At 37.7% G+C, this 26,043-nt stretch carries 29 protein-coding genes; 21 read left to right on the plus strand and 8 right to left on the minus strand.

The features are described from left to right. The first annotated feature begins 40 nt into the window (after positions 1–40). Complete coding sequence (locus tag F5ESL0263_RS01700) at positions 41–739, plus strand: GntR family transcriptional regulator (RefSeq protein ID WP_046306117.1); 699 nt, start codon at positions 41–43, stop codon at positions 737–739. A 39-nt stretch (positions 740–778) separates the two neighbouring features. Here the strand turns inward: F5ESL0263_RS01700 and tagD are convergent, their stop codons facing one another. Then, a complete protein-coding gene (tagD, locus tag F5ESL0263_RS01705; protein WP_046306118.1) occupies positions 779–1,165 on the minus strand; it encodes a glycerol-3-phosphate cytidylyltransferase in 387 nt (128 codons plus the stop codon). A 125-nt stretch (positions 1,166–1,290) separates the two neighbouring features. Here tagD and F5ESL0263_RS01710 point away from each other — a divergent pair, with 125 nt between their 5' ends. From F5ESL0263_RS01710 to trxA, 10 genes are all read left to right on the plus strand, one after another. Further along, positions 1,291–2,022 (plus strand): WecB/TagA/CpsF family glycosyltransferase, encoded by a 732-nt coding sequence (locus tag F5ESL0263_RS01710; RefSeq protein WP_122034390.1) that lies wholly within the window; start codon positions 1,291–1,293, stop codon positions 2,020–2,022. 2 nt (positions 2,023–2,024) lie between these two features. Continuing rightward, entirely contained in the window at positions 2,025–3,125 is a 1,101-nt protein-coding gene (locus F5ESL0263_RS01715; protein ID WP_122034392.1) for a glycosyltransferase, read from the plus strand. A gap of 71 nt (positions 3,126–3,196) precedes the next feature. Further along, positions 3,197–4,675, plus strand: coding sequence for a nicotinate phosphoribosyltransferase (locus F5ESL0263_RS01720; RefSeq protein ID WP_074426371.1), 1,479 nt, complete (start codon positions 3,197–3,199; stop codon positions 4,673–4,675). Then, on the plus strand, positions 4,672–5,505 hold the full coding sequence (gene nadE, locus F5ESL0263_RS01725; RefSeq protein ID WP_122034394.1) for an ammonia-dependent NAD(+) synthetase: 834 nt from the start codon (positions 4,672–4,674) through the stop codon (positions 5,503–5,505). Before F5ESL0263_RS01720 ends, nadE begins: the two co-directional genes overlap by 4 nt. A 325-nt stretch (positions 5,506–5,830) precedes the next feature. Further along, positions 5,831–8,467, plus strand: a complete 2,637-nt coding sequence (gene alaS, locus F5ESL0263_RS01730) for an alanine--tRNA ligase (RefSeq protein ID WP_122034396.1) — start codon at positions 5,831–5,833, stop codon at positions 8,465–8,467. 52 nt (positions 8,468–8,519) lie between these two features. Continuing rightward, positions 8,520–8,777 carry an IreB family regulatory phosphoprotein gene (locus F5ESL0263_RS01735; RefSeq protein ID WP_046306129.1) on the plus strand — a complete coding sequence of 86 codons (258 nt, stop codon included), beginning with the start codon at positions 8,520–8,522 and terminating at the stop codon, positions 8,775–8,777. After that, complete coding sequence (gene ruvX / locus F5ESL0263_RS01740) at positions 8,777–9,205, plus strand: Holliday junction resolvase RuvX (RefSeq protein WP_074426374.1); 429 nt, start codon at positions 8,777–8,779, stop codon at positions 9,203–9,205. The genes F5ESL0263_RS01735 and ruvX overlap by 1 nt, the downstream gene beginning before the upstream one ends. A gap of 1 nt (position 9,206) precedes the next feature. After that, positions 9,207–9,512 carry a DUF1292 domain-containing protein gene (locus tag F5ESL0263_RS01745; protein ID WP_074426375.1) on the plus strand — a complete coding sequence of 102 codons (306 nt, stop codon included), beginning with the start codon at positions 9,207–9,209 and terminating at the stop codon, positions 9,510–9,512. Positions 9,513–9,565: 53 nt separating this feature from the next. After that, positions 9,566–11,926 (plus strand): endonuclease MutS2, encoded by a 2,361-nt coding sequence (locus F5ESL0263_RS01750; protein ID WP_122034398.1) that lies wholly within the window; start codon positions 9,566–9,568, stop codon positions 11,924–11,926. Between the two features lie 83 nt (positions 11,927–12,009). Further along, the gene (gene trxA / locus F5ESL0263_RS01755) at positions 12,010–12,321 is read left to right on the plus strand and encodes a thioredoxin (RefSeq protein ID WP_074426377.1); all 312 of its coding nucleotides are present in this window, start codon (positions 12,010–12,012) and stop codon (positions 12,319–12,321) included. A gap of 78 nt (positions 12,322–12,399) precedes the next feature. Here the strand turns inward: trxA and mscL are convergent, their stop codons facing one another. Both mscL and F5ESL0263_RS01765 read right to left on the minus strand, forming a co-directional pair. Beyond that, entirely contained in the window at positions 12,400–12,774 is a 375-nt protein-coding gene (mscL, locus tag F5ESL0263_RS01760; protein ID WP_074426378.1) for a large-conductance mechanosensitive channel protein MscL, read from the minus strand. 72 nt (positions 12,775–12,846) lie between these two features. After that, positions 12,847–13,254: a YslB family protein gene (locus tag F5ESL0263_RS01765; protein ID WP_122034399.1), complete on the minus strand. Its 408-nt coding sequence runs from the start codon at positions 13,252–13,254 to the stop codon at positions 12,847–12,849. A 79-nt stretch (positions 13,255–13,333) separates the two neighbouring features. Between F5ESL0263_RS01765 and murI the strand changes: the two genes are divergently transcribed. Together murI and F5ESL0263_RS01775 are read left to right on the plus strand one after the other, a co-directional pair. Further along, positions 13,334–14,122 (plus strand): glutamate racemase, encoded by a 789-nt coding sequence (gene murI / locus F5ESL0263_RS01770; protein WP_122034401.1) that lies wholly within the window; start codon positions 13,334–13,336, stop codon positions 14,120–14,122. A gap of 12 nt (positions 14,123–14,134) precedes the next feature. Then, positions 14,135–14,749, plus strand: coding sequence for an XTP/dITP diphosphatase (locus F5ESL0263_RS01775; protein ID WP_122034403.1), 615 nt, complete (start codon positions 14,135–14,137; stop codon positions 14,747–14,749). Positions 14,750–14,813: 64 nt separating this feature from the next. Here the strand turns inward: F5ESL0263_RS01775 and F5ESL0263_RS01780 are convergent, their stop codons facing one another. After that, positions 14,814–15,629 carry a mechanosensitive ion channel family protein gene (locus tag F5ESL0263_RS01780; RefSeq protein WP_122034405.1) on the minus strand — a complete coding sequence of 272 codons (816 nt, stop codon included), beginning with the start codon at positions 15,627–15,629 and terminating at the stop codon, positions 14,814–14,816. A gap of 113 nt (positions 15,630–15,742) precedes the next feature. Here F5ESL0263_RS01780 and F5ESL0263_RS01785 point away from each other — a divergent pair, with 113 nt between their 5' ends. Together F5ESL0263_RS01785 and F5ESL0263_RS01790 are read left to right on the plus strand one after the other, a co-directional pair. Beyond that, positions 15,743–16,174, plus strand: a complete 432-nt coding sequence (locus tag F5ESL0263_RS01785) for a DUF948 domain-containing protein (protein ID WP_122034407.1) — start codon at positions 15,743–15,745, stop codon at positions 16,172–16,174. A 19-nt stretch (positions 16,175–16,193) separates the two neighbouring features. Next, positions 16,194–16,571, plus strand: a complete 378-nt coding sequence (locus F5ESL0263_RS01790; RefSeq protein WP_074426384.1) for a DUF1269 domain-containing protein — start codon at positions 16,194–16,196, stop codon at positions 16,569–16,571. A 73-nt stretch (positions 16,572–16,644) separates the two neighbouring features. Here F5ESL0263_RS01790 and F5ESL0263_RS01795 read toward each other — a convergent pair whose 3' ends face one another. After that, entirely contained in the window at positions 16,645–17,751 is a 1,107-nt protein-coding gene (locus tag F5ESL0263_RS01795) for an aminopeptidase P family protein (RefSeq protein ID WP_074426385.1), read from the minus strand. Positions 17,752–17,897: 146 nt separating this feature from the next. Here F5ESL0263_RS01795 and F5ESL0263_RS01800 point away from each other — a divergent pair, with 146 nt between their 5' ends. Then, the gene (locus F5ESL0263_RS01800) at positions 17,898–18,899 is read left to right on the plus strand and encodes a substrate-binding domain-containing protein (RefSeq protein WP_074426386.1); all 1,002 of its coding nucleotides are present in this window, start codon (positions 17,898–17,900) and stop codon (positions 18,897–18,899) included. A 49-nt stretch (positions 18,900–18,948) separates the two neighbouring features. Here F5ESL0263_RS01800 and F5ESL0263_RS01805 read toward each other — a convergent pair whose 3' ends face one another. After that, complete coding sequence (locus tag F5ESL0263_RS01805; protein ID WP_122034408.1) at positions 18,949–20,319, minus strand: glycerophosphodiester phosphodiesterase; 1,371 nt, start codon at positions 20,317–20,319, stop codon at positions 18,949–18,951. An 83-nt stretch (positions 20,320–20,402) separates the two neighbouring features. Between F5ESL0263_RS01805 and F5ESL0263_RS01810 the strand changes: the two genes are divergently transcribed. The 5 genes from F5ESL0263_RS01810 to F5ESL0263_RS01830 are packed head-to-tail and all read left to right on the plus strand — an operon-like array spanning position 20,403 to position 24,084. Then, positions 20,403–20,735, plus strand: a complete 333-nt coding sequence (locus tag F5ESL0263_RS01810) for a hypothetical protein (protein WP_074426388.1) — start codon at positions 20,403–20,405, stop codon at positions 20,733–20,735. A gap of 10 nt (positions 20,736–20,745) precedes the next feature. Continuing rightward, entirely contained in the window at positions 20,746–22,146 is a 1,401-nt protein-coding gene (locus tag F5ESL0263_RS01815; RefSeq protein ID WP_122034410.1) for a bifunctional UDP-sugar hydrolase/5'-nucleotidase, read from the plus strand. Continuing rightward, positions 22,121–22,702, plus strand: coding sequence for a YutD family protein (locus F5ESL0263_RS01820; protein ID WP_122034412.1), 582 nt, complete (start codon positions 22,121–22,123; stop codon positions 22,700–22,702). The genes F5ESL0263_RS01815 and F5ESL0263_RS01820 overlap by 26 nt, the downstream gene beginning before the upstream one ends. Beyond that, positions 22,703–23,479: a TIGR01457 family HAD-type hydrolase gene (locus F5ESL0263_RS01825; protein WP_122034414.1), complete on the plus strand. Its 777-nt coding sequence runs from the start codon at positions 22,703–22,705 to the stop codon at positions 23,477–23,479. Beyond that, on the plus strand, positions 23,476–24,084 hold the full coding sequence (locus F5ESL0263_RS01830; protein WP_122034416.1) for a TIGR01906 family membrane protein: 609 nt from the start codon (positions 23,476–23,478) through the stop codon (positions 24,082–24,084). The genes F5ESL0263_RS01825 and F5ESL0263_RS01830 overlap by 4 nt, the downstream gene beginning before the upstream one ends. Positions 24,085–24,096: 12 nt before the next feature. Here F5ESL0263_RS01830 and F5ESL0263_RS01835 read toward each other — a convergent pair whose 3' ends face one another. Together F5ESL0263_RS01835 and F5ESL0263_RS01840 are read right to left on the minus strand one after the other, a co-directional pair. Then, positions 24,097–24,747 (minus strand): VTT domain-containing protein, encoded by a 651-nt coding sequence (locus F5ESL0263_RS01835; RefSeq protein ID WP_046306165.1) that lies wholly within the window; start codon positions 24,745–24,747, stop codon positions 24,097–24,099. An 11-nt stretch (positions 24,748–24,758) separates the two neighbouring features. After that, positions 24,759–25,760: an NAD(P)/FAD-dependent oxidoreductase gene (locus F5ESL0263_RS01840; protein ID WP_074426394.1), complete on the minus strand. Its 1,002-nt coding sequence runs from the start codon at positions 25,758–25,760 to the stop codon at positions 24,759–24,761. Positions 25,761–26,043: the final 283 nt, after the last annotated feature.

Raw genomic sequence — 26,043 nt, forward strand, 5'->3', positions numbered from 1 at the left:
AATTTGGAATATAATATGGTCATACATGGAGGTGTGATAATTGGAAGAACCAATGTACATCAAAATTCATAATCAAATAAAACGTGAAATTGAGAATCACGTATACAAAGTCGGCAGTAGAATTCCAGCCGAACGACAATTGGCGCAAAAATTTGGTGTTTCGCGGATGACTTTACGTCAAGCAATCAAGACACTTGAGGATGAAGGAATCCTTGAACAGCGCATTGGTAGTGGCACTTACGTAGCTAACCAAAAAGTTCAAGAAAAAATGTCTGGTATCATGTCATTTACTGATATAACTCATGCTAACGGGCAAACACCGTCAAGTAAGCTAATTTCGTATCGAATCGGTAAGCCTTCATTGTCAGAAACTGAACGTCTCGACTTGGCTCCTAACCAAGAGGTTTTGCGAATGGAGCGTATTCGCTATGCCGATGATGTGCCTATTTGTTATGAGGTTGTAACTATACCACAGAGCCTGATTGCGAAAATGTCCAAGGCAGATATTTCATCACACCTGTACCAAACTTTAGAAAAAAATGGTTACAAAATAGGTCGAGTAACAGAACATATTTCTGCTGCGATTGCTAATGAAAATTCTGCCCGTTTACTTGATGCCAAAAAAGGCGAGGCGCTGATTACACGTCTGCAAGTAACTGAGCTCTCCACTGGATTACCTTTTGAATATACCAGGGCCAGCTATGTTGCTGATCGTTTCGAATTTACTTTTTCTAAATAAAAACTCTGAACTGCTTTAATTAGCTTAGTTCAGAGTTTTTTATTTTAAATCTTGTTTGATTTTAGTAGAAGAGATTCCAGGCGTACGAGGTAAATAAACGACGTCACAATATGATTTGAGAAAATCAAATTTACCTTCCCAGTCATTACCCATTACAAAAGTGTCAATATCATACTTTTGAATGTCAGTGATTTTTTGGTCCCAGTCTTGTTCTGGAATAACTTCGTCAACGTAACGAATAGCTTCTAAAATAAACTTTCGTTCGGCGTAATTGTTGTATGATTCTTTATGTTTTTGCAGTTCATTGAATTCATCGGTCGAAAGACCGACGATCAGGTAGTCACCTAGCTCACGAGCGCGCTTTAGTAAGCGAACATGACCATAGTGCAATAAATCAAAAGTGCCATAAGTGATAACTTTTTTCATTTGTAGTGTTACTCCTCTTACTTCGACAACTAAATATTATCATATTTATAGAAAAGGTAAAACATAGTCCGAAATACCAAATTGTCTGCTAAAATAAGGTAAATTAATCGCAGGAGGAAACTAACATGAGTAAAGTAAGCGTTTTAGGCGTTGACTTTGATAATAAGAGTTTCAAGCAATTTCAGAATGAGTTTATCGGTCGGATTAACACTCATCAATCTACTTTTGTAGTAACTGCAAATCCAGAAATTGTCATGTCAGCGAACGAAAATCCCGAATTTATGAAGATCTTGAATTATGATGCGGACTATGTCACTCCTGATGGAATTGGCGTGGTTAAAGCTGCTAAAATACTGGGAACACCATTAAAAGAACGAGTAACAGGCTATGATTTATTTTCTTGGCTAATGAAATTGGCTAACGAACGTAGCCTAAGGGTTTACTTAATTGGGGCCAAACCTAAGGTAATACACGCAATTCAAACTAAAATTGCGCGTGAATATTCTGATATTCAGCTGGTTGGTGCAGAAGACGGCTACTTTAAAGACGATTTAGAAGTAGTTGCATACCAAATTGAACGTGCTGAACCAGATTTGGTTTTTGCAGCCCTAGGATCACCTCGACAAGAACAACTGCTTGATATTTTGCGTAAAAACCTATTACCTGCTTTGATGATGGGTGTAGGTGGCAGTTTTGATGTCTTTTCTGGAATGGTTAAACGGGCACCTCAAGTCTGGCAAAAAGCACATTTAGAATGGTTTTACCGTTTGCTAAAAGAGCCATCACGCTATAAAAGAATGGGAAAGATTCCTAAATTTATGGTAGAAGTTTATAAGTCTAAAAAGGACCGAAGATAAGCATGAAAGTTTTGCATGTTAATGCTGGCCTCGAATCTGGTGGCGGGTTAACGCACATTATTAACTTATTAACTGAAGCTAAGCTGCAAGGTAAAGATTTTACTTTATTATGTTTAGCAGAAGGGCCGGTGGCCCAAGCTGCAAGGGAGGCAAAGTTAAATTGTCATGTACTAGGCTCAAGTAGTCGCTACGATTTGACCGCGCTCAGGCGCTTAGCTACTTTTATCAATGAAGGCAATTATCAAATTGTGCACACTCATGGTGCGCGTGCCAATCTTTTTATGGCGCTAATTAAACGCCGAATTACTGTTAAATGGTGCATAACGGTTCACTCTGATCCATATTTAGATTTTGAGGGAAGAGGACTAGCAGGTAAAGTTTTTACCAAAACTAATGTTAAGGCAATCAGGGAAGCAGATTGTGTATTTGCGGTGACGCAGAAATTTGCTAATTTACTCACTGAAAAAGCTCATGTTGATAGAAAGAAAGTTCATGTCATTTATAACGGAACTTTTTTCCATGAAGATAGCGACATTCCAGCTAAGTATGAACACCCTCATTTTAATATTGTTAATGTTGCACGAGCCGAAAAAGTTAAGGGTCAAGAATTGCTGCTAAAGGCTTTAAAAAAGCTGGATAATCAAAATGTTCATCTATATCTTGCTGGTGATGGTACACAGCTAGATAACTTGAGGACCTTAACACAAAAATTGGATTTGGGCTCACAGGTAAACTTTCAAGGCTTTATGACACATAAGCAATTGAAGCATCTTTATCGCCGTATGGATCTGGCTGTTTTAACATCGTATTCGGAGAGTTTTCCGCTTGTTTTGTTAGAGGCTAGTGACAACTTGTTACCACTTCTTTCAACAGCAGTCGGCGATATTAAAAAGATGATTCCGGACGGACAACACGGCTTTGTTGCCAAAGTTGGGAGTGTTGATTCAATTACCAACGCTTTGAAAAGTGCTGTCGCTATGCCACCGGCTGAGCTTAGACAAATGGCTGAACGTGAAAAGAAATATGTTGCGGCTAACTTTTCTCTGGCACAACAATTAGCAAGTATTGAAAAAGTTTATCAAACACTGCTAGCAGTGCATTAAATTGTTTAAACTGGGATAAGTGGTTATAATTAAGAACAAAAAATTTATTGTAATCAAGTTAAGAGGACACAATGTTTTACCAAGAACTAGACCAAGATGATTCTTTAACCCTGCATACTGATTTGTACGAAATCAATATGATGTATACCTACTTTAAAAAGGGTATTTCCGAGCGTAATGCTGTTTTTGAAGTATATTATCGTGAAGAACCATTTGGCAATGGCTATTCAGTTTTTGCGGGCTTAGAACACGTAATACTATATTTAAATAATCTGAAATTCAAAGAAAGTGATCTCGAGTATCTAAAAAATGAAGTAGGATATGATGATGACTTTATTGACTACCTGCGCAATCTGAAAATGAAATTGACAGTGCGTTCAATGAGTGAAGGTGAAATTGTTTTTGCCAATGAGCCGCTTCTTCAAGTAGAGGGACCGCTTGCTCAATGTCAATTGGTTGAAACGGCAATTTTAAATATTATCAACTATCAAACATTATTGGCCACCAAGGCAGCAAGAGTGAAATTAGCCGTTCAAGGCGATGGCGTAATGGAATTTGGCACGCGTCGTGCACAAGAAACAGACGCTGCAATTTGGGGAACTAGAGCTGCATATATTGGCGGCTTTGACTCCACTAGCAATGTCCGTGCAGGGAAACTGTTTGGTATTCCTGTTTCTGGGACACATGCACATTCACTTGTTGAAGCTTTTGGCAGTGAATATGAAGCATTTAAGGCATATGCCGAAACGCATCATGATTGTGTTTTCCTAGTTGATACGTATGACACGGTTAGAAGCGGTGTTCCTAATGCCATTCGAGTAGCAAATGAAATGGGCGACAAAATCAATTTCCAGGGTGTTCGAATTGACTCTGGAGATATGGCCTACATTTCAAAACAGGTCCGTCATGAATTAGATGATGCGGGCTACACGGACGCAAAAATTTATGCTTCAAACGATTTGGACGAGACAACTATCACTAGTTTGAAAATGCAAGGTGCCAAAATTGACGTTTGGGGAATCGGTACTAAGTACATTACCGCTTATGATCAGCCTGCACTCGGTGCTGTTTACAAGCTAGTATCCATTGAAGACGACAGTCACCAAATGCGTGATACGCTCAAAATATCTTCAAATGCGATTAAGGTTTCTACGCCTGGTAAAAAGCAAGTTTGGCGTATTTCTGCTAATACTGCCAAGAAAAATGAGGGTGATTGGGTTGCACGTGCTGGAGTTGATCCAAGAAAATTTGATTCACTTTACATGTTCCACCCGCAATATAACTACATTAATAAAGTCGTAACTGACTATACTGCTGAGCCACTGCTTAAAGATATTTTTAAAGACGGCAAGTTAGTATACAAGCAACCTAAATTGATTGAAATAAAACAGTTCTGCGCTGCTAATTTAGACGGCTTGTGGGATGAATATAAACGTAGCCTAAATCCACAGGAATACCCAGTTGACCTCTCTCAAGATCTATATGATAGTAAAATGAACTTAATTCAAGATATTCGTAACCATATTAATGAAGGAGAACTAGGTAAATGAGACCATTGCAAAAAGAAATAGTTGCCTATGAACATGTTTTACCAGAAATTGATCCCAAAAAAGAAATTAGACGATCCGTTGACTTTCTCAAGGATTATTTAAAAGCCAACCCATTTTTAAAGTCTTATGTTTTGGGAATTTCAGGCGGACAAGATTCAACCTTAACTGGTAAATTATGCCAGATGGCAATTACCGAAATGAGAGAAGAAACTGGTGATAAGTCATATCAATTTATTGCAGTGCGCTTGCCATATGGTGTTCAAGCCGATGCCCAAGATGCAGCTGACGCGGTTGCGTTCCAAAAACCAGATCAGGATTTGATTGTTAATATTAAGCCTGCTGTTGATGCAATGGTTGCTAGTTTAAATGAAGCCGGTCAAGAAATAACTGATTTTAATAAAGGCAACATTAAAGCGCGTGAACGGATGGTTGTGCAGTATGGCATAGCTGGTGCTAATAACGGTGCTGTTGTTGGAACTGATCACGCAGCTGAAAACTTTAGTGGTTTTTACACAAAATATGGTGACGGTGCGGCTGATCTTACGCCTCTGTTCCGTTTGGACAAGCGACAAGGTAAACAAATGCTGAAAGAACTTGGTTGTCCTGAGCATTTATACTTAAAGACTCCTACAGCTGATCTAGAAGAAGACCAACCAGATCTTCCTGATGAGACAGCTTTGGGAGTAACGTATCAAGAAGTTGATGATTACCTTGAAGGACGAGAAGTGTCAGACGAGGCCGCTGAAAAAATTGAGGCACTCTGGCGAAAGAGTGAGCATAAGCGCCGTATGCCGGTTTCGGTATTTGATGATTTTTATAAGCACAAATAAAAAGCGGCCTAAAAATAACAAAATAATTTGCAAACTCAGTATGTGAATAAGCTTCTAGATCTGCTTATTATGCATTGACAAAGATTGTGCAAGTAGTACAATTACTGTTAACTTAAGATATGTTTTTTAAATTAACAGTTCAAAGAGAGAGCTAATTGGTGAGAAGGGCTTACTGTTATTTAAAAAATGCTCCTTATAGATATAACGAATAAAAATAATTAAGAGGTAACAAACACTGTTGCAATTGAGGTGGTACCGCGTTTTAAAGCGTCCTTGAATTTGGCAACGGTGTTTTTATTTTTGGATAAAAAAGGGAGAGATATTGATGAAGAAACTAACAAGTTCGGAATTTAGACAAATGTTTTTGGACTTCTTCGAACAACATGGTCATATGGTGATGCCAAGTCAATCACTAATTCCGCAAGATGATCCAACACTACTTTGGATTAACTCTGGTGTTGCAACAATGAAGAAATACTTTGATGGTTCTGTTGTACCTAAAAATCATCGAATTACTAGTTCACAAAAATCAATTAGAACTAATGATATTGAAAACGTAGGTAAAACAGCACGTCACCAAACCTTCTTTGAAATGCTTGGTAACTTTTCAGTTGGTGATTACTTTAAAAAAGAGGCTATTTCTTGGGCTTGGGAATTTTTGACTAGTCCAGAATGGCTTGATTTGGATAAAGAAAAGCTTTACTGCACGGTTTACCCTAAAGATACTGAAGCACATAAAATTTGGCTTGAAGTTGGCATGCCTGAAGATCATATTGTTAAATTAGAAGAAAACTTCTGGGACATTGGTGAAGGTCCATGTGGTCCTGACTCCGAAATCTTCTATGATCGTGGTCAAGAAAATAATGACGTGGCAGAAGACGATCCAGAGAACTTCCCTGGTGGTGAAAATGCGCGTTATCTAGAAATTTGGAACATTGTGTTCTCCCAATACAACCACTTGGCAAATGGTGAATATGTTGATCAACCGCATAAAAACATTGATACGGGAATGGGACTAGAGCGTGTACTGTCAATTTTACAAGACGCTCCAACTAACTTTGAAACTGATTTATTCTTGCCAATCATCCACGAAACAGAAAAGATGACTGCAAATAAGAAATATGGCGAAAACGCAGCAGACACTACTGCCTTCAAGATAATTGCCGATCACGTTCGAACAGTCAGTTTTGCTATTGCTGATGGGGCATTACCATCAAATACTGGACGTGGCTACGTTCTACGTCGATTAATTCGTCGTGCCGATTTAAATGGTCAACGCTTAGGTATTAAAGGTTCATTTCTTTATAAATTAGTACCTGTTGTTGGTAAGATTATGGAAAGCCATTATCCAGAAGTTACTGATCAGAAGGACTTTATTGCTAAAGTAATTAAGAACGAAGAAGAAAGATTCCAATTAACTCTTGATTCCGGTTTAACTCTACTTGATGACTTAATTGAAAAGGCTAAGAAGTCTGACGATAAAACAATTTCAGGAAAAGATGCATTTAAGTTATTCGATACTTACGGTTTTCCTTACGAACTGACTTTTGAAACTGCACAGGATGCAGGATTAGAAGTTGATAAAAAGGGCTTTGACGCTGAAATGAAAGCTCAAAAAGAACGTGCACGTAAAGCACGTGGTGATTTGCAATCAATGGGTGCGCAAGATGAAACTTTAATGAACCTAAAAGACAAATCTGAGTTTGAGTACGGCGTATACGAAGACAATGCAAAATTGATTGATATTCTTGTTGATGACAAACTAGTTGATCGAGCTGATGGTGATCATGCAGTCTTAATCTTTGATAAGACTCCATTTTACGCTGAACGAGGCGGTCAGGTAGCCGACCATGGTAATATTTACAACCGTGAAGGTGAATTAGTTGCTCAAGTAACTGACGTGCAACACGCACCAAATGATCAAAACATGCACTTTGTTGATGTTGTTTTGCCACTTGAAAAAGGTGAAGAATACACCTTAAAGATTGATCGTGTTCGTCGTGAAGGCTTGCGCCATTCACATACAGCTACGCACTTATTACACGCTGCTTTAAGAAGTGTGTTAGGTGAGCATACTCATCAAGCAGGAAGTTTGGTAGAACCTGATTTCTTACGCTTTGACTTTACTGCTATTGAGCCAATGACCGCTAAAGAAATTAAATCGGTTGAAAACTTAGTTAACCAAAAGATCTGGGAAGCAATTGAAGTTAAAACGACTATTACTGATCCAGAAAAAGGAAAAGACATGGGCGCTTTAGCCTTATTCGATGGTAAATATGGTGACAAAGTCCGCGTTGTTCAAATGGATGATTTCTCAATTGAGTTCTGTGGTGGTACCCACTGTGCTAATACCAATCAAATTGGTGTCTTCAAGATTATTTCCGAGTCAGCAATTGGTGCGGGAATGAGAAGAATTGAAGCGGTGATGTCCAAAAAGGCATATGAATACCTATCAAACCGTTCCGAATTATTGGACGAAATTCAAGCAGAAGTAAAATCAACTAAACCTGAAGATATTCTTGATAAAGTTGGTAGTCTAGAACAAGAGCTGCATGATAGTCAAAAACAAGTTGAAGACTTGAATTCACAAATTAATCAAGTTAAAGCTGGTTCAATTTTTAATAATGTCGAACAAGCTGGTGATTTATCAATTATTGCGCAAAAAGTTGATGTTAACGGTATGAATGACTTACGTGAACTAGCTGATACCTGGAAGAGTGAGAACAAGTCAGACGTTCTAGTTTTAGCTGCAGGTAAAGATGACAAGGCCAACATGATTATTAGTCTAAATGACAAGGCGCTAGATGCAGGCCTCAAAGCAGGTGACCTAATTAAACAGGTTGCCCCAACCTTTGGTGGTGGCGGTGGTGGCCGTCCAAACATGGCTCAAGCAGGTGGTAAAAAACCTGAAGGGCTTGAAGATGCCATCAAACAAGTAGTTTCAATCGTCACGGAAAATTAAGTGATTGAGTTTAACAGGTTTTTCAAGTAAAATTATGCTAGGAGGAATGATTATGAGTTCGCTAGATAAGACAATGCATTTTGACTTTAATGAAAATAAAGGCAAGAATGTCTATGACACTCTCCAAGAGGTATATAATGCCCTTGAAGAAAAAGGATACAATCCAGTTAACCAGATTGTCGGTTACTTACTGTCTGGCGATCCGGCATATATTCCACGGCATAATGACGCACGTAATTTGATTTTAAAACATGAACGTGATGAAATAATTGAAGAGCTTGTAAAAAGTTATCTTGGCAAAAATAAATAATGCGCTTGCTTGGTTTGGATGTCGGTTCAAAGACAGTTGGAGTGGCAGTTAGTGATGAATTGGGAATAACCGCCCAGAAAGTTACAACCATTCCGATTGATGAAGATCGGTTTAATTTTGGGATGCGTCCTTTGAAGAAAATCGTTCGTGAATATAATCCGTCCGGTTTTGTGCTAGGATTACCTAAGAATATGGACGGTTCATCTGGTGCTTCTGTTAAAAGAAGTAAGGCATACGGTCAAAGATTGCAAGAAAAGTTTGGCTTGCCGGTTTATTATTCAGATGAACGCTTGACCACAGTTGAATCCCAGCGTGTGCTGGTTGATGAAGCTGAAATTCATGACCGCCATAAACGTAAAGAAGTTATTGACCAAATGGCCGCGGTTTTAATTCTGCAAAATTATTTAGACCTAAATCGAAAGGATTAATATGACACAAGAAATACAAGGCGATGATCGCCAATTAACTTTAGTTGATGAAAATGGTAATGAGGAGTTATACGAAGTTTTATTCACTTTTCATTCAGACGATTATGACAAGTCTTACATTTTACTTTATCCAGCTTCGACGGATGAAGACGAGGAAATCGAAGTCCTTGCATTCAGTTTTGATGCTGACGCTGATGGAGATGTAACCAGCAACGATTTGCATGAAATTGAAGCAGACGATGAATGGGATATGGTTCAGGGTGTACTCAATACATTCTTGGACGATGACCGTTTAAACGGTGAATAAATGAAAAAGACTGGCGAAGCCAGCCTTTTTTTATTAATAGAGATTTTGAATAGATGAATAATAAAATATTAGAAACACTAGAATTTGCAAAAATCACTGAAAAACTGCAAAAAATGGCGATTACGGCTCCGGCTAAAAAAATGGCAGCTAAGCTTTTGCCAAGTGCTGATTTTACTCAAGTTGAAAGAGAATTAAGTCAAACACTAACCGGTGCAAATTTGTTGCGCATAAAAGGTCAGATGCCGTTAACTGACTTCATTGATGTTACGCCAAGTACGAAACGTTTGCGAATTAAGGCTAATTTGAATGCCCATGAATTAGGTAACTTGCTACTAGTACTGACTCTGGCTAATGACATCAATAACTTTGTGGCTGATGTAGATGAAGAAGAGCTTGATTTGTCGGCCATTGAAACTATTTTAGCAGAGTTAGATGTACCAGATACCTTATTCAATCAGTTAAAAAAGGCGCTTGATTATGACGGTGAAATTCTTGATAGTGCCTCCACTAAGTTAGCACAGTTACGTCATGAATTAAAAAATAATGACCGCGAAATCAAGAATCGAATGGATGCATACACTAAGGGGAGCAGTAGCAAGTATTTGTCTGAACAAATTGTGACAATCAGAGATGAGCGCTACGTTATTCCAGTTAAGCAAGAATACCGAAATAAGTTTGGCGGTGTAGTTCATGATCAAAGTGCCAGTGGTCAAACACTATTTATTGAGCCTAGCAGCGTCCTGAACTTAAACAATCAACAACAAAACTTGCTTGCCGAAGAAAGACGTGAAATTGAACGTATTTTACGTAATCTTTCTGATTTAGCACGCGAAGAGGTTGATCAAATTGATACTATTTTTTCTGCAATTGTTCAGTTAGACTTCATTCAGGCTAAGGCAAGGCTTGCTCATGAAATGAAAGCGACCGAGCCTAAATTAACGCAGGACCACTCACTTTCATTTATTAAAGCGAGACACCCTTTAATCGATCCTGAAAAAGTTGTGGCTAATGATATCCGTTTGGGCGAAGAATTTGACACAATTTTAATAACGGGACCGAACACAGGTGGTAAGACAATCACTTTGAAAACCGTTGGCTTGTTGCAGTTAATGGCACAAGCAGGACTATTTATTCCAGCTGCTGAAGGCAGTAAAGCAGCAGTTTTCCGTGATATTTGTGCTGATATTGGTGATGAACAGTCAATTGAGCAATCGCTCAGTACATTTTCATCCCACATTAATGGCATCATTGATATTATGAAAAATGTCGATGATCAAACTTTGGTTTTAATTGATGAAATTGGTGCGGGAACTGATCCAGAAGAAGGAGCCAGTTTAGCAATTAGCATTTTAGACTTTTTACGCAAAAAGCAGGCTAAAATTATTGTAACCACACACTATCCTGAGTTGAAATTATATGGTTACAACCGGCCAAAAGTTACCAATGCTTCAATGGAATTTGATTTGAAGACCTTATCGCCGACTTATCGGCTACAAATTGGGATTCCTGGCCACAGTAATGCCTTTGCAATTGCGCGAAGACTAGGGATGCGCGAAGATGTAGTCAAAAGCGCTGAAAGCCTCATGTCAGATGATAATGCCGACATTAATCAAATGATTGAAGAATTGACTAAGCAGACTAAGGCAGCAACAGATGCTCGCAATCATTTAGTGACAAGTCTTGATCGTAGCAAAAAGCTTGAGCTTAAACTGCAGCAAGCACTTGACTGGTACAATCAACGCGTCCAAAAACAACTCGAATTTGCTCAGGAACGTGCTAATGAGGTTGTCGCAAAGAGCCGTAAAAAAGCCGAAAAGATTATTGAACAGCTTGAAAATCAGCAGGGCAATGTAAAACAGAATGAGCTGATTGAGGCTAAAAGTGAATTTAACCAGCTTGAAAAACAGAATGAAAATCTGGCGCATAATCGTGTTTTACAAAAAGAAAAACGCCGTCACCATGTTAATGTTGGCGATAAGGTTAAGGTGTTGTCATATGGCCAGACTGGTACAATAACCAAAAAGATGTCAGAGCATGAGTATGAAGTACAAATGGGCATCATTAAGGTTAAAGTCAGTGATCGTGACATTGAAAAAGTTGGTGTGGATAATGAGACAAAGAAGCATTCAACCAAACTAGTCCGCGCTACTGGTGCTAATCGTCGCAGTAATGCACGCAGTGAATTAGACTTGCGTGGACAGCGCTATGATGAAGCAATGACCAATCTTGATCGTTATATTGATTCAGTTTTACTGGCTGGACTTGATGTAGTGACGATTATTCATGGTATTGGAACGGGTGCTATTAGAAAGGGCGTTTGGCAATATTTAAAGGCAAGTAGACACGTCAAAAGCTTTAATTACGCTCCCGCAAATGAAGGTGGCAATGGAGCGACGATTGTTCACTTGAAGTAGCGCGTTTAACTTGTAAAAAGTAAGTTACATGCTATAATTAAATTACTTATGAAAAGCTACAACTATTTAGGGAGGTTTTACTCATGGTTGATGAACTTACAGATCAAAACTTTGAAGAAGAAACTAAAGACGGCGTTGTCCTAACTGACTTTTGGGCAACATGGTGTGGTCCTTGCAAAATGCAATCACCAGTTATTGATGAATTAGCTGAAGAGCGTCAAGATGTTAAATTCACCAAGATGGATGTTGATGAAAATAAAGATACACCAAGTTCTTTAGGTGTAATGGCAATTCCAACTTTAATCATCAAAAAGAATGGTGAAATTGTTGATCGCTTGACAGGTTACACACCTAAGGCAAAGCTTGATCAAATTTTGAATCAATACACAGATTAAAAGTATAGAAAAAACCTTCTGCATTTAGCAGAAGGTTTTTTGATTGTTCTAACTTGGAAAGTGACGAACAGATCACTATTAGTTGTTTCTAGCTTGTAAAAGATCACGAATTTGTTTTAAGTAATCTTCTGAAGTAGGTTGAGCTGGTTTTTGCTCAGCAGGTTTAGGTCTAGTTACTTTGTTGACTGCTTTAACAAGCAGGAAGACAATAAAGGCGATAATTAAGAAATTAATCACCGTATTGATAAATGCACCATATTTAAATGTTGCACCGCCAACTTTCAAAACTAAGTTGGATAAGTCGATTCGACCGATAAATAGACCGATAAGTGGGTTGATTAGGTTGGATACTAATGAATTTACAATATTGGTGAATGCACCGCCGATGATAACACCGACTGCTAAATCAATTACATTGCCACGTTCAATAAATTGCTTAAATTCTTTCAGCATAATTTTTTCCTCCATTCTCACTTTAATCATAGAGCAAAGATGGCAAGAAACTCAATTAAACTGCTTTTTAATTTAATCAAATTTGGCTGCTATGTGAACTAAATTATTTTTGTGATCAATTTCTAGTTCGCATTCAGTTGTGCGGCCAGTTTCTTTTTCAACAGCCTCCGCAATGATTCCTGCTTCAAGCGAAAACTCTTGGCTGTCACTATTAAGCCGGTCGGTAACACTTTGGCCTGTTAATTCAAAATCAATTTCTGTTCTGCGTTCCTTTATTTTAGTTAAAGTGCCAAATTCAGTTGTTTCAAAGAAACTATTTACATCTTCAAAGGAAGCTAAATCATATTTACGAGCGATTCTTTTGCCGCCCCAATATAAAATTTCCTCGCTCGTTTCACCCAAAATAGTTGGTAAAAGAAAGTCGCGATATAGCTGATTAACAAAATATACGTGTTCACTTTGTTGCTGATTGTCTTGCATTAAGAATTCATCCCTTTTATTTTCTTATATTTTACCTTAAAATTGATTGAAATAGAAAAAAATAAGGGGATTTTATATTATGGATAATCGGCCAATCGGGTTGTTAGATTCTGGTGTTGGCGGTTTGACGGTAGTTAAAAAAATTATTGAGCAAATGCCAAACGAAGCAACAGTTTTTATTGGTGATAATGCACATATTCCATATGGTGATAAAACTAAAGATGAAATTACTGAATTAACGAGACAAAGTGTTGAATTTTTATTGAGTAAAAATGTTAAATTGATTATTTTTGCCTGTAATACAGCAACTAAGGTTGCACTAGATGTTATCCAAAATGAAACTAACACTAAGCTGATTGGTGTGATTAAATCTGGCAGCATCGCTGCAATACGTGCGACTAAAAATAAGCATATCGCTGTTGTCGGAACTCAAATGACGGCGTCATCGCACGCTTACAAAAAAGAAATTACGGCTCTTGATCCTACAATTGAAGTTACAGAATTAGCTGCTCCTAAGTTAGTGCCACTAATCGAAAATAATGCTACATCAGCGGATATTTTGCCTATTTTAAAGGAAACACTAGAACCATTACAAAAGAAGAGTTTTGATACATTAATCTTGGGCTGTACCCATTATCCAATTATTCAAAAGCAATTTGCACAGTGTTTACCTAAAAACGTGCAATTAATCAATCCTGCTGATGAGATTGCCAGATATACAGAAGAATTATTGCAGACCAAAGAAGCAACATGCGAACGGCCGAATTTGGGCAAGCATGAGTACTTTACAACTGGGGATGTCAAAAAAGTAAATAAATTGGGAGCGCAAATTCTCGCTGATCCTAATTTCAACGCAATTCAAGTATAAAAGGGACAAAAAATGAAAGAAATTTTATTTGCTACAACTAATCAAGGAAAAGTAAGAGAGCTTCAAGAGGCCTTCAAACAGGCTAAGATTGACGTTCAAATCAAGACTAATGCGAATTTAAAGCATCCACCTGTCGTTGAAGAATACGGAACGACTTTTGAGCAAAATGCGAAGCTAAAAGCACATGCTTTGGCCGAATTTAGTAACATGATTACGATTGCTGATGATTCTGGTTTGATGGTTGATGCACTTGATGGTGCACCTGGGGTGCGCTCAGCACGTTTTGCTGGTGAAGAGCACAATGATCAAAAAAATAATGCTAAATTGTTAGTTGAGCTCGGTGGAGTTCCATCAGAAAAGAGAACGGCCAAATTTAATACAACAATTGTGGCATCCTATCCGGGCGAATTTGAACATGACTTAGTTGTTTCTGGACAGTGCGCAGGTCGAATTCTGGTGGCACCAGAAGGTGAAGATGGTTTTGGTTACGATCCACTTTTTTATGTGCCAGAAAAAGGAAAAACTTTTGCACAGATGACGGTTGCTGAAAAAAATGGACTATCACATCGTGGTAGAGCAATCCAAAAGCTGCTTGAGAAATTTCCGACCTGGTTAGCCCAGTTTTAAACAAAAAAAGGTTAATTACACTAAAGTATGTCGTTTATTACGAGCTTAATGTAATTAACCTTTTTTATTGTGCTAAATTGATGTCATGTGCCTGTAAAGTTTTTAAATACTTAGACAAATAGCGATCTTGCACTGCTTTTTCATTGCCTGGCTTGACTTGAAAATGAATAACATATTTCACGGTTTGAGCCGTTTGAGAAGTAACTCCAACAATTAATGGCTTTTGAATAAGTACTTTTTCTTTGCCCTCATTTTGTGAGTTAACCTGATTGATTAACTCGCGAACATAATTGAAGTCATTATCTACTTTTAACTGCAGTTCAATATCAAGTCCAATACCACCGTGTGCTAGATTCTGAACAATTGAGATGTTACGATTAGGAATATAGATGATGGAACCGTCAGTGCCTTTGAGTCTAGTAGTTCTAAGGCCTAGTTGAATTACTATTCCTGTTTGATTGTTTATTTGAACAAGGTCTCCCACATCAAATTGATCTTCGCTTAAAATAAAGAAGCCGTTAACGAGGTCACTAACAAAGCCTTGTGCGCCCATCCCTAATGCAAGTGAGAAAATACCAGCGCTTGCGAGCAAGGTGCCAATTGGAACACCCAGAATTGATAAAACCGCAAACAGGTAAAAGAAAATCACAGTGTATGAAAAAATACTGTTAATTAAGGCAGCAACAGTCTTAGACCGCTTATTTTGAGGCTTTTTACTGTTTTTCCAATAATGACTAATTATTTTTTTGCCAAAATGAGAAATCAAGAAGAAGATAATTGTGGAGATGGCAAGTTGCCAGACTATAGTTAACACTTGCGTACCAATTTGGTCCCAATTAAATTTTAAATTTCTTTGATTTAGTTGAAATGTCGGTTTCATGGTTTTCCGCCTTTCTTATATGCATATTAATCATAGCAAAATATTACATATAGATTGAGATTGAAGCATTTTCATGCTAGACTTTTTTTAAGGTATAGAATTGGAGGTAGAAGATGGAGAATATATCTTATGGTGAAGTAGCAGGATTAATTGCCGCTGTGGCATTATTAGTTTTGATACTTTTCACAATTCCTGTACTTATCCACGCTGCAAAAGCAGCAAAGCAAGCGGATCAAACAATCAAAGCTGCCAAGGAATCAATTGAGCAGATCTCAAAAGATGTTGATGTTTTGGCTCATCAAACAAGTGATTTGCTTGATAAAACCAATGTGCTTTTAGCAGATGTCAATGTTAAGATGGAGACTTTAGATCCTGTTGTCAAGGCTGCTGCTGATTTAGGTGAAAGTGTATCAGATGTCAACGCCTCTTCACGTAAGATGGCAAAGCGGGTTAGCAACTTTCATTTAAACAGTGGTAACGGGTTCGTATCTTCTGCTTTATCGTCAATGTTTGCGCGTAGGAAACGTCGCAAGGGTAAAGAATAGAAAAAAGGAGTTTTTTACAATGAAGAAATTTACAAACTTTGTTTTAGGTGCAATCATTGGTGGTGCAGCAGGTTTTCTAGCTGGCTCATTATTAGTTAGTGATGAACAAATCGATGATTTGAAGAAAAAAGTTAAGGACAATGACACTGTTCAAGACCTTAAGAAAAAATATGACAATGGTACTGAAGTCGTAAAAAATCAATTAGCTTCATTCCCAAAGAATGTTGAAGATGATTCTGAATTGAAAGATTTTGATGATATCGTGATTGATAACTCTTCAGACGATGATCCAATGTTAGCTGATAAAGCTGAGGATTCAGTAAGTGATTTACACAACGCTGAAGCACCTGAGAGACCAGATGCTTTTCCTAAAGAAGATCCTTTAGCAAGACCATAATTAAAATTGCTTAATAAAAAATGCACTAGCAGGAAGTTAAATTCTGTTAGTGCATTTTTAGTTCTTGTAAATATTAATCACTAAGTGGGATGTATTTAAGTTCCTTGCTGGTATGAGTAAATGGTTCATAACCGTCTTTAGTTACAACACCACAGTCTTCGATTCTAACACCAGCAACGCCTGGAAGGTAAATTCCTGGTTCAATCGAGAAACACATACCTTCCTCGATTACCAAGTCATTGCCACCAACAATTGAAGGGTACTCATGAACGTCTTTACCAATTCCGTGACCCAAACGGTGAATGAAGTATTCGCCGTAGCCAGCCTTTGTAATGATGTCACGTGCAACTCCATCTAATTCAGAAGCGGTCATGCCAGGCTTAACTGCATCAATTGCGGCTTGCTGTGCTTCACGATCAATTTCATAGATTTCTTTAGCTTTAGCACTTGGTTCACCGTAGGCAACTGTTCTACTAGCGTCTGATGCGTAGCCGTTATGCATAGTTCCAAGATCAAATAAAACGAGCTCATTAGGTTGAACTTTATTCATTGTTGGACCTAAGTGTGGATTAGCTGCATTTGCCCCAGTTTGAACAATTGTTTCAAAACTTTCGTGCATAACACCTTTTTGCACCTTTAATTGATATTCAATTTGTCCAGCAATATAGCGCTCGGTTACACCAGTTTTAATTGCGTTAAAACCAATCTCAAAAGCAAAATCTGCTTCGCGTCCGGCAGCTTGTAATTGTTTAACTTCTTCTGGTGTTTTATATAGTCGAATTTTAGCAATAAAGTTTGAAACATCACCATCAAAATTTGCGTCTGGGAATTGTTCATGCATCAGTTGGAAATGTGCTACAGACAAATTATTTTTCTCTAGTGCCCATTTTTGGTATTCTGAAGTCCTACCTTTAATTTTATCTGCAATTACTGCCCATGGGTCTTCTGAATCAAGGTAGCCGAAGACATCACCATCCCAAGCAGAATTTTTAGCTTCTTCAACATTTAGGGCAGGAACGAAAACAAATGGATCGCTATCTTTAAATGCTAGAAGAGCAAAGATACGCTCGTGTGGTTCCATGTCGTAGCCAGTAAAATAAGCGATTGTGGTTGGATTGGAAATATAAGCAACATCATTGCCAGATGCTTGCAGCCATTCTTGTAGTTTGTTTAAATTCATAAACTTTTCCTTTCATATTAAGTAATTAATTATCAAAAGTATATCATGTTATAGCAATGAAAAAATGAAAGAATAGCTGTAAACGTTTGCACTTTTTGGGAAATCATGATAAATTTGTTAGGAGTATTCAAGATAGGGGATTAGAGATGCGTAAACAAGATATTACAATTTATGACGTTGCTCGCGAAGCTAAAGTGTCGATGGCGACCGTTTCACGAGTAGTTAATGGCAATACCAATGTTCGTAAAGATACACGTGAACGTGTATTAAAGGTGATCAACCGGCTGCACTACCAGCCAAATGCAGTAGCGCAAGGGCTTGCCTCTAAACGAACAACAACGGTTGGACTAATCGTTCCAGATTTAACTAACCTTTACTTTGCTGAGCTTTCAAAGGGAATCGATGACATCGCATTACTGTACAAGTATAATATCATCATTACTAGTATTGAAAACCGCTTAATGAAGGAAGATCAAGCAATTCAAGGTCTATTGAACAAGCAAGTTGACGGCATAATTTACATGTCAGATAATTTGCCAGAAGAAGCTGCCGAAGCTTTCAAGCGTACAGATACACCGGTTGTTTTGGCTGGTACTAAAAGTAATCACCAAGAGTTTCCGTCAGTTGCAATTGACTACATGAAGGCTGACACTGAGGCATTAAATTTACTTTATAACGATGGCAAGAAGAACTTAGCGCTTGTACTAGATGACCCAGATACGGTTGTAAATGCAGAAAACCGCATTCCAGCATATAAGAAGTTTATGGCTGACCATAATTTGGGTGAAGGGCACATTTATAGCAATATTAAAGACCACTCTGATGGCTATAACCTGTATTCACAATTGCGTCAAGATGGCATTGATGGTGTAATCGTTACCCGAGATATCACTGCTGTTGGTATTTTAAATGCTGCAACTGATGCGGGTACAAAGATTCCTGAAGAAATGGAAATTGTTACTGCTAGTGCAACGCAAATTGCTTCTGTCGTTAGACCAGCTCTGACTGCCATTCGTCAACCGCTTTATGATATTGGTGCTGTGGCAATGAGATTGCTAACTAAGCTAATGAACAACGAAGAAATTGACCAAAAGCAAATTGAATTGCCATATGAATTGTTGAAAAAGCAAAGTACGGCAAATAAATAATAAACAAAAAATCGATTCATTATTGACGTGAATCGATTTTTTGTTACTTTCAATTATTTAATTTCCAAGTTGCTCTAATCTGTTGGGTAAAATTTAGAGTCTTTGGTGCTTGCAAAGGTAGATATTCCAGTAGAGCGATATTAGTGTAGCGATTAATTCTAGGTAGCTTATTGTAATTATGCCAACTAGTTCCGTCAAAGAAACCATAGAAAAGAATATCACGAGCCTTAACCCAACCTAAAGAGGTGTGTAGCCACATGCTTTTTGGACTGCCATTAAAGTTCTGAATTTTATATAAAGTATTAATTGGCATTTCCTTTTTGGTTTTTGCTTGATTTTCAGGTAAGCGATAAATCGGTACTTTGTGTTGGGGCTTGGCCAGTATTTGCTTGTCCTGGTACTGAGCAACATCCTGTGGCTTCAAATCAAGGTTAACAAACTCTGCGGAAATGAAAGTCTGATTGTCAATTTGATAATAGAGCTGATTGTGAGCACGGACACCGTACATTACTTCTAATTTTTGACCAGGTTTAACATACTTTTTTTGTTTAACTCTGACGTACGGGTTCATCATTGTTGCAGTTTTTTCTTTACCGAAATAGATGCCGTTACGATGAATTTCGTATTTCTTGGTGCCTTGCTTAGCTAGCTTATATTTAAAACCGGTACTTGGAAAGTTGGTTACAACGCCATCAATATTTTTATTGATCAGCCAATGCCATAATTCAGGCGATTCATCCATTTCTGTCCAAACATAAACTTGCTTGTTGATGCGATGAAGCCAGTGAATTAGCCAAGAGTGATTCAAAATTAAGTCCGATGAAACATTAACCGCATCGACTTGCGGTAAATTACTAAAGTTGATCCGTTTAAGGCTGCCGACAAGTAAAATTAGGTACGCATCTGGCATGATTTTCCGAAAGTGAAATAAACTTGCCGCCGAAAAAGAGTGAATCATAACCCTTTTTTCCATATGATATTTTTTAATTGTTGCAGCAATTTCATCTTCTAGTTGGTAAGACGGATCAATTGAGTGATCAATTTTGGTTTCTAAAACAAATTTGGTATTTGGCTTTTTTTGGTAGTGTTCAAATAACTCATCCAGACTCATCACATGTTCACCATTATCATATGTTAATTGGCTAAGTGCCTGCCAAGTATTTTGTGATACAATTGCATGTGTATGAGTAACTCGATATAAATCATCATCATGTGAGACGACCAGTTGCCCGTCTGCTGAAAGATGAAGGTCGAGTTCAACGTAATCAGCACCTGAATTAAAGGCGGAATCATCGCTCTGGATTGTTTCTTCAGGATATTTCGTGGGATCGCCGCGGTGCCCGACAACAGTAAAACCACTACTTGTCAAAAAGATTATGGTAAGAAAAATAGCCGTAAATACATGGCTTTTACGTTTCATGTGTACACCTCTATTGTTTATTACGATAGCATGGTTACACATTTTTTGCTATATTTAACAGTTTAATTTTAGGGATAATTTAGATGAAGCAAGAGTATGAAGAATTAGATTTAATTGAAGAAATCACACGCAATGATGGCAGTAAATACTTTGAAATTTCCAACATTGATCAAAATGGGATAGCTGAACTAGCGGTTGATCACGGGAATATAAAAAATGTGCGCATCTTGCAACTAAATATTCCACGTACTAAAGCGTTAATCACTTATGAAGAGTATATTAACAAAAACTACCACCTGGAAACATTAACCAATGAGGATGATTGGAAAAATCCTGATTGGGTTGAATGGGATAAGCCAAAGGGTAAAGTCTTGGATGCGTACGAAATGATTTTGAAATCGAATCAGATCGGTTAGGGGACAAGAGATGGAAAAACTTCGCATTTTACATACTAATGATTTGCACTCACATTTTGAAAATTTTCCTAAAATCGGCCGTTATCTGCAAAAGGCGCAACAAGATAAGACTGTCGACCAGGTGCTAACGTTTGATGCTGGTGACTTCATGGATAGATCCCATCCGTTAACTGATGCAACTTATGGTCAAGCTAATATTAAATTGATGAATTCGTTTAATTACGATGCCATCACAATTGGCAACAATGAGGGAATATCGAACTCGCATGAAGTAGTTGAGCACCTTTTTGATCATGCCAATTTTCCTGTAGTTCTTGCTAACTTACGTGAAGAAGATGAATCAATGCCGCATTGGGCGGTTCAAGATAAAATTCTGACAACCAAAAAAGGCACAAGAATTGCATTAATTGGTTTAACGGCTGCTTATCCCTTATCTTATGAACCTAATCATTGGCACGTTAAAATGCTAAAAGATGCGATGGATGAAGTTCTACCCAAAATTGAAGGAAAATATGATGTTTTAATCCTATTGACACATGTCGGTCTTAATATGGATTCCTTTTTGGCCCATAATTATCCAGAAATTGATTTAATTATTGGTGGCCATACGCATGACCTATTACCACATGGTAGAAACGTAAATGGTGTTTGGATTACTCAAACTGGTAAATGGGGTCATTATGTAGGAAATATTCATGTGGAAATTGACGACAAGCATCATATCCAAAGAATCTCACCACATGTTGTAGCTACAAGTTCGATGAGAGAACATGATGATGATCAAAAAACCATTTTAGGTTACCGAGAACGTGGAAAAGAAATCCTAAGCCAAGAGAAAGTTGCAGATTTACCAGAAAAATATGATGGTGACCGTGAGGCAGCAATTGATATTTCTCTAGATGCGATTGCTGATTTTGCTGGAACAGACCTTGCAATGTTAAGCACTGGCTTGTTTTTAGAACCCTTTAAAAAAGGCATCATAACTAAGTATGATTTGCAAAAAATATTACCTCATTCAATGCATGTTGTGCGTTCAAAATTAAAAGGTAGTGACCTATGGCGCCTTGTCATGGAAATTGAAAAAAATCGCCATTACCTTGATCATTTTCCTCTTCAAGGGATGAGTTTTCGGGGAAAAGTATTTGGTCAAATGCACTATCGCGGAATAAAGTTTGATCCACTAAGCAAAGCCGTTTTTGTTGAGGGGAAGGAAATAAACCCAGCAAAAGAATATCAAATTGCTGTTTTGGACCACTATGTTTTGGTGCCTTTTTTCCCTACGCTTGCAATTGTGGGGGATAATCAATTTTTATTCCCACAATTTTTGCGTGAAGTAATTGGTGATTATTTAGCTAAAAAATATCCGATAATAGGAAGTGAAACTAATGGTGGACCAAAAGAGCCCAATTGATGAACCAAAAAAAGAAAATAAGTTTGAGGAACAGCAGCCGCTTCGTCATCCACTTGCAGCGGTCAAAATAGTTGGCAAGCAAATCAAAATTAACAAGCAACTGTATCAAGTACTTGTGGATAAACAAGAAGCGCTTGATACTGACCTTTTAAGTAAAAAATATGACCCTTATTTAGATCAATATGATTATATTGTGGGTGATGTTTCGAGTGAACATTTGCGCCTAAAGGGCTTTTTTAAAGATAAAGTACAAACGGCAATCGACCGCAAGGAACAAACAATTGCTGATTATTTGATGGAATACTGTAATCCTGGTGGTGGCTATTTTATTTTGCAACTGGTGAGCCCAGTGCATCACTACCGAAATACTAAGTTTAAAAGACGTACCAGTGTAACCCGCTATAAGAAGCAAACTGCACCTAACAATAAAACTGCTACGTTTAAAAAGTATAAAAAGAGTGCGTCACGCATCAAAAAGCCAAAAACAGTTACAGTGAAAAAGGCACAAGCTAATAATCATACTTTTGTAATCAAAAAGAGGAAAGGTAGCAATTAAGTGAAAGATTATCAATTGTTTTTAATTGATCTGGATGGAACAATCTATCGCGGAAAAGAGACTATTGCATCCGGTGTAAGATTTGTTCATCGACTTGAGGCAGCTGGTAAAAATTATCTTTTTTTGACTAATAATACAACGCGTACACCGCAAATGGTTGTAGATAAGTTGGCTGGGCATGGAGTAGCAACAGATACTTCACATGTGTATACGCCTTGCATGGCGACCACTAGTTATTTGCTAAATGAAAAAGAGACTGATAGTGGCAAAATTGGTGTTTATTTAATTGGCCAAATTGGTTTATGGCATGAATTCCTAAGCCACCCTGAATTCGAAATCAACGAAGAGAAGCCAGATTACGTAGTGGTAGGGATGGACACTGATTTGACTTACCACAAAATTCAAGTTGCTACTAACGCAATTAGAAATGGCGCGAAGTTTATTGGGACAAATGCTGATGTCAATTTGCCGAGTGAAAATGGCTTATTACCCGGAAACGGTTCGCAGTGTGCGATGATTGCTACGGCAACTGGAGTAGAGCCACTGTTCATTGGGAAGCCTTCCGAAATTATCATTGAACGTGTTTTGCAAAAAATGGGTTGTTCAAAAGAAGACGCACTAATTGTGGGTGATAATTATGATACAGATATCAAAGCTGGATTTAACAGTGAAGTGGACCAACTGCTAGTTACAACGGGCATTACTCAGCCAGAAGATATTGCAGATAAAAAGCAACCAACAATTTTAGTTGACGACTTGGATAAGGTTAAACTATGAAAAAAAGCAATCCCATTTTAGCCATAATGTTTCATTTCATATTCGGTATTACTAGTAGTGTTGTTGGTGCAATAATTGCAAGCTGGCCCTTACTACTTGTTTTTGTCATTGTTCAAAAGACTTATAAAACTGTCAACCTATCAGTTGGGCAAGTAATTCATAACTACAATCAACTGATGGGTTATTTGGTTTGGCCATTTAAGCAGCATTTGCATATGAGCAATTTCCCAACTTCAGTAATGGCGGCGCAACACTTTGCGGAAGTAAAGAGACTGTTTATTTTAGCGGTTTTTGCATTTTTGTGCTGCATAATAATTTTCTTAATTACTAAAAACAAAAAAAGCAAAGCACTTAAACTTGATAAAGTTTGGGCTTTACTCTTTTTACTGTTACCAATTGTTGTATTACCGTTTGCTTTAACTAACTTTGACGATTTCTTTATTACTTTTCACCATTTATTTTTTGCCGGTAGTAACACATGGTTATTTGATCCATCAACCGATCCAATTATTAACGTACTTACAGAAGGCTTTTTTGCGTCATGCTTTGCTGTAGGCGGAATTATTTATGAATTATATTTTGTAAATCAATTATTGAAAAAATAAAAAGGAGTTCCATTAATGGAGCTCCTTTTTTTGTGTCATTCGTTTTTTTAAGCCAACAATTAAAATTGGTAAAACTGAAATAAGTATGATTGCTAGAATTAACATTGAGAAATGATCTTTAACAAATGGAATGTTGCCGAATAAGGCACCAATAATTGTAAAGAGCCCACTCCAGATAATACCGCCGATAATATTGTAAACGGCAAACGTACCATAGTGCATTTTACTACCACCAGAGATAAAAGGAACAAATGTCCTAATAAAGGGGATGAACCTACCAATTACAATTGTGATTGAGCCATGCCGCTCAAAAAATCGTTCGGCTGCTTCACGATTTTTTTGGTTAATTAGTTTATTAAACCAGGAATGTTTCGCTCCGGCCTTAACCGAACGTGCCCCGATTTCATAATTACATGCATCACCGAGTATTGCAGCTAGTAAAACTGCAAAATACACGAGCCAAATGTTGAGGTGATATTTTGGATTAACTGCCATTGAACTAGCGGCGAAAATCAATGAATCACCTGGCAAAAAAGGGAAAATGACTAATCCAGTTTCAATAAAAATAATGGCAAATATAATCAAGTATGTCCAGCTGCCAAACTGGTTGACTATTTCAATCAGATGGTGATCAATGTGAAGAATAAAATTGATTATTGTCATATATGTTGCTCCTAAATACTGGTTGAATGAATGGTTAAAGTCTTTTCGGGAAACAGTGCACGCATAATTGCAGTTACTGCAATCTGTGCTTCGCCAAATCCAAGACCGATGACCGGAACTTTGCCAGGATAAGCTGCTACATCGCCAATCGCATAAATGCCGGGGATGTTAGCTTCCATTTCACGCGAAACTTTAATATGGCCATCTTCAAGGTCAACACCCCATTTGCGGACAATACTATTATTCGCGCGAAAGCCATAAGCAACGACTATTTGATCGAACTGCTTTTGTAATAACTCAGTTTGACCGACCTGCTTAAGTCCGATATCAAGTTGATTATTTCGTATTGCAATCGTTTTAGGAAGATAAGGAGTGAGAACTTGAACATTTTTTAAACTTTTGAGTTCTTGCAATGTTGATTCTAAACCACGGAAATCTGCCCTTCGATGAATTAAATTGATTTTAGTTCCGGGTTGCTTTGCTAATTCAAGTGCCCAGTCAAGTGCAGAATCTCCGCCACCAAAAACGCCGATTGATTTTCCGGCAAAGTGACTCGGGTCTTTAACAAAGTAATGCACACGCTTTTCAATGGTTTCATCCATCTTCAGCGGAAACTTTTTGGGAGAAAATGAACCTGTTCCAGTGGCGATAATAATACTCTTTACTTGAAAATCATTATCGATGATAAATCCTTGATCATTCTTTTCAATTGATGTTACTCGATGGTTCAATTGAAAAGTAGTCTTATCCTTGGCGGAATCAATTAAGTGATCAGTTAATTCCTGACCAGATATTTTTCCAAAAACAGGAATATCAAATATTTCCTTAAAAGGATATAGAAGTTTTGGTTGTCCCCCAATTTCTTTTAAAGCTTCAAAAGTAACTGTTTTTAATCCATGTAGGTGTGCAAAACTTGCACAAAACAATCCTATTGGTCCAGCACCAATAATTGCTGTATCAAATTTTTTGATTTTTAAAACCTCCTCTAAACGCTGATATAATAACTTTAACATGATTGAAAGAGATAATCATCAGGAATAAATCGAAAAAAGTACTTGCCAAAAAGAGAAATAGTTGCTAGTATTAATAACTGTCGTCAGGACACAGGGCACAACAGCTCGAGCGATTGAACGACAAAAAAATCGAGCAAAACCAGTTGACAAAAGTTGGCAGGTTTAGTAAGATAACAAACGCTGCTAAGGCAGGCCGGCGATAAAGGTCAGAAAAAAGTTCTTGACAAAGAGAACAAGATCTGATTAAATATCTAAGGCGCTGCAGTAAGCAGCAGGTAGTACC

The sequence above is a fragment of the Lactobacillus sp. ESL0263 genome (genome assembly GCF_003692845.1).
In the GTDB taxonomy this organism is placed as follows: domain Bacteria; phylum Bacillota; class Bacilli; order Lactobacillales; family Lactobacillaceae; genus Lactobacillus; species Lactobacillus apis.

Bases quoted from the DNA above. Each gene is read 5' to 3' on its own strand.
- tagD (WP_046306118.1), bottom strand. From the start codon at position 1,165: ATGAAAAAAGTTATCACTTATGGCACTTTTGATTTATTGCACTATGGT.
- F5ESL0263_RS01710 (WP_122034390.1), top strand. From the start codon at position 1,291: ATGAGTAAAGTAAGCGTTTTAGGCGTTGACTTTGATAATAAGAGTTTC.
- F5ESL0263_RS01715 (WP_122034392.1), top strand. From the start codon at position 2,025: ATGAAAGTTTTGCATGTTAATGCTGGCCTCGAATCTGGTGGCGGGTTA.
- F5ESL0263_RS01720 (WP_074426371.1), top strand. From the start codon at position 3,197: ATGTTTTACCAAGAACTAGACCAAGATGATTCTTTAACCCTGCATACT.
- nadE (WP_122034394.1), top strand. From the start codon at position 4,672: ATGAGACCATTGCAAAAAGAAATAGTTGCCTATGAACATGTTTTACCA.
- alaS (WP_122034396.1), top strand. From the start codon at position 5,831: ATGAAGAAACTAACAAGTTCGGAATTTAGACAAATGTTTTTGGACTTC.
- F5ESL0263_RS01735 (WP_046306129.1), top strand. From the start codon at position 8,520: ATGAGTTCGCTAGATAAGACAATGCATTTTGACTTTAATGAAAATAAA.
- ruvX (WP_074426374.1), top strand. From the start codon at position 8,777: ATGCGCTTGCTTGGTTTGGATGTCGGTTCAAAGACAGTTGGAGTGGCA.
- F5ESL0263_RS01745 (WP_074426375.1), top strand. From the start codon at position 9,207: ATGACACAAGAAATACAAGGCGATGATCGCCAATTAACTTTAGTTGAT.
- F5ESL0263_RS01750 (WP_122034398.1), top strand. From the start codon at position 9,566: ATGAATAATAAAATATTAGAAACACTAGAATTTGCAAAAATCACTGAA.
- trxA (WP_074426377.1), top strand. From the start codon at position 12,010: ATGGTTGATGAACTTACAGATCAAAACTTTGAAGAAGAAACTAAAGAC.
- mscL (WP_074426378.1), bottom strand. From the start codon at position 12,774: ATGCTGAAAGAATTTAAGCAATTTATTGAACGTGGCAATGTAATTGAT.
- F5ESL0263_RS01765 (WP_122034399.1), bottom strand. From the start codon at position 13,254: ATGCAAGACAATCAGCAACAAAGTGAACACGTATATTTTGTTAATCAG.
- murI (WP_122034401.1), top strand. From the start codon at position 13,334: ATGGATAATCGGCCAATCGGGTTGTTAGATTCTGGTGTTGGCGGTTTG.
- F5ESL0263_RS01775 (WP_122034403.1), top strand. From the start codon at position 14,135: ATGAAAGAAATTTTATTTGCTACAACTAATCAAGGAAAAGTAAGAGAG.
- F5ESL0263_RS01780 (WP_122034405.1), bottom strand. From the start codon at position 15,629: ATGAAACCGACATTTCAACTAAATCAAAGAAATTTAAAATTTAATTGG.
- F5ESL0263_RS01785 (WP_122034407.1), top strand. From the start codon at position 15,743: ATGGAGAATATATCTTATGGTGAAGTAGCAGGATTAATTGCCGCTGTG.
- F5ESL0263_RS01790 (WP_074426384.1), top strand. From the start codon at position 16,194: ATGAAGAAATTTACAAACTTTGTTTTAGGTGCAATCATTGGTGGTGCA.
- F5ESL0263_RS01795 (WP_074426385.1), bottom strand. From the start codon at position 17,751: ATGAATTTAAACAAACTACAAGAATGGCTGCAAGCATCTGGCAATGAT.
- F5ESL0263_RS01800 (WP_074426386.1), top strand. From the start codon at position 17,898: ATGCGTAAACAAGATATTACAATTTATGACGTTGCTCGCGAAGCTAAA.
- F5ESL0263_RS01805 (WP_122034408.1), bottom strand. From the start codon at position 20,319: ATGAAACGTAAAAGCCATGTATTTACGGCTATTTTTCTTACCATAATC.
- F5ESL0263_RS01810 (WP_074426388.1), top strand. From the start codon at position 20,403: ATGAAGCAAGAGTATGAAGAATTAGATTTAATTGAAGAAATCACACGC.
- F5ESL0263_RS01815 (WP_122034410.1), top strand. From the start codon at position 20,746: ATGGAAAAACTTCGCATTTTACATACTAATGATTTGCACTCACATTTT.
- F5ESL0263_RS01820 (WP_122034412.1), top strand. From the start codon at position 22,121: ATGGTGGACCAAAAGAGCCCAATTGATGAACCAAAAAAAGAAAATAAG.
- F5ESL0263_RS01830 (WP_122034416.1), top strand. From the start codon at position 23,476: ATGAAAAAAAGCAATCCCATTTTAGCCATAATGTTTCATTTCATATTC.
- F5ESL0263_RS01835 (WP_046306165.1), bottom strand. From the start codon at position 24,747: ATGACAATAATCAATTTTATTCTTCACATTGATCACCATCTGATTGAA.
- F5ESL0263_RS01840 (WP_074426394.1), bottom strand. From the start codon at position 25,760: ATGTTAAAGTTATTATATCAGCGTTTAGAGGAGGTTTTAAAAATCAAA.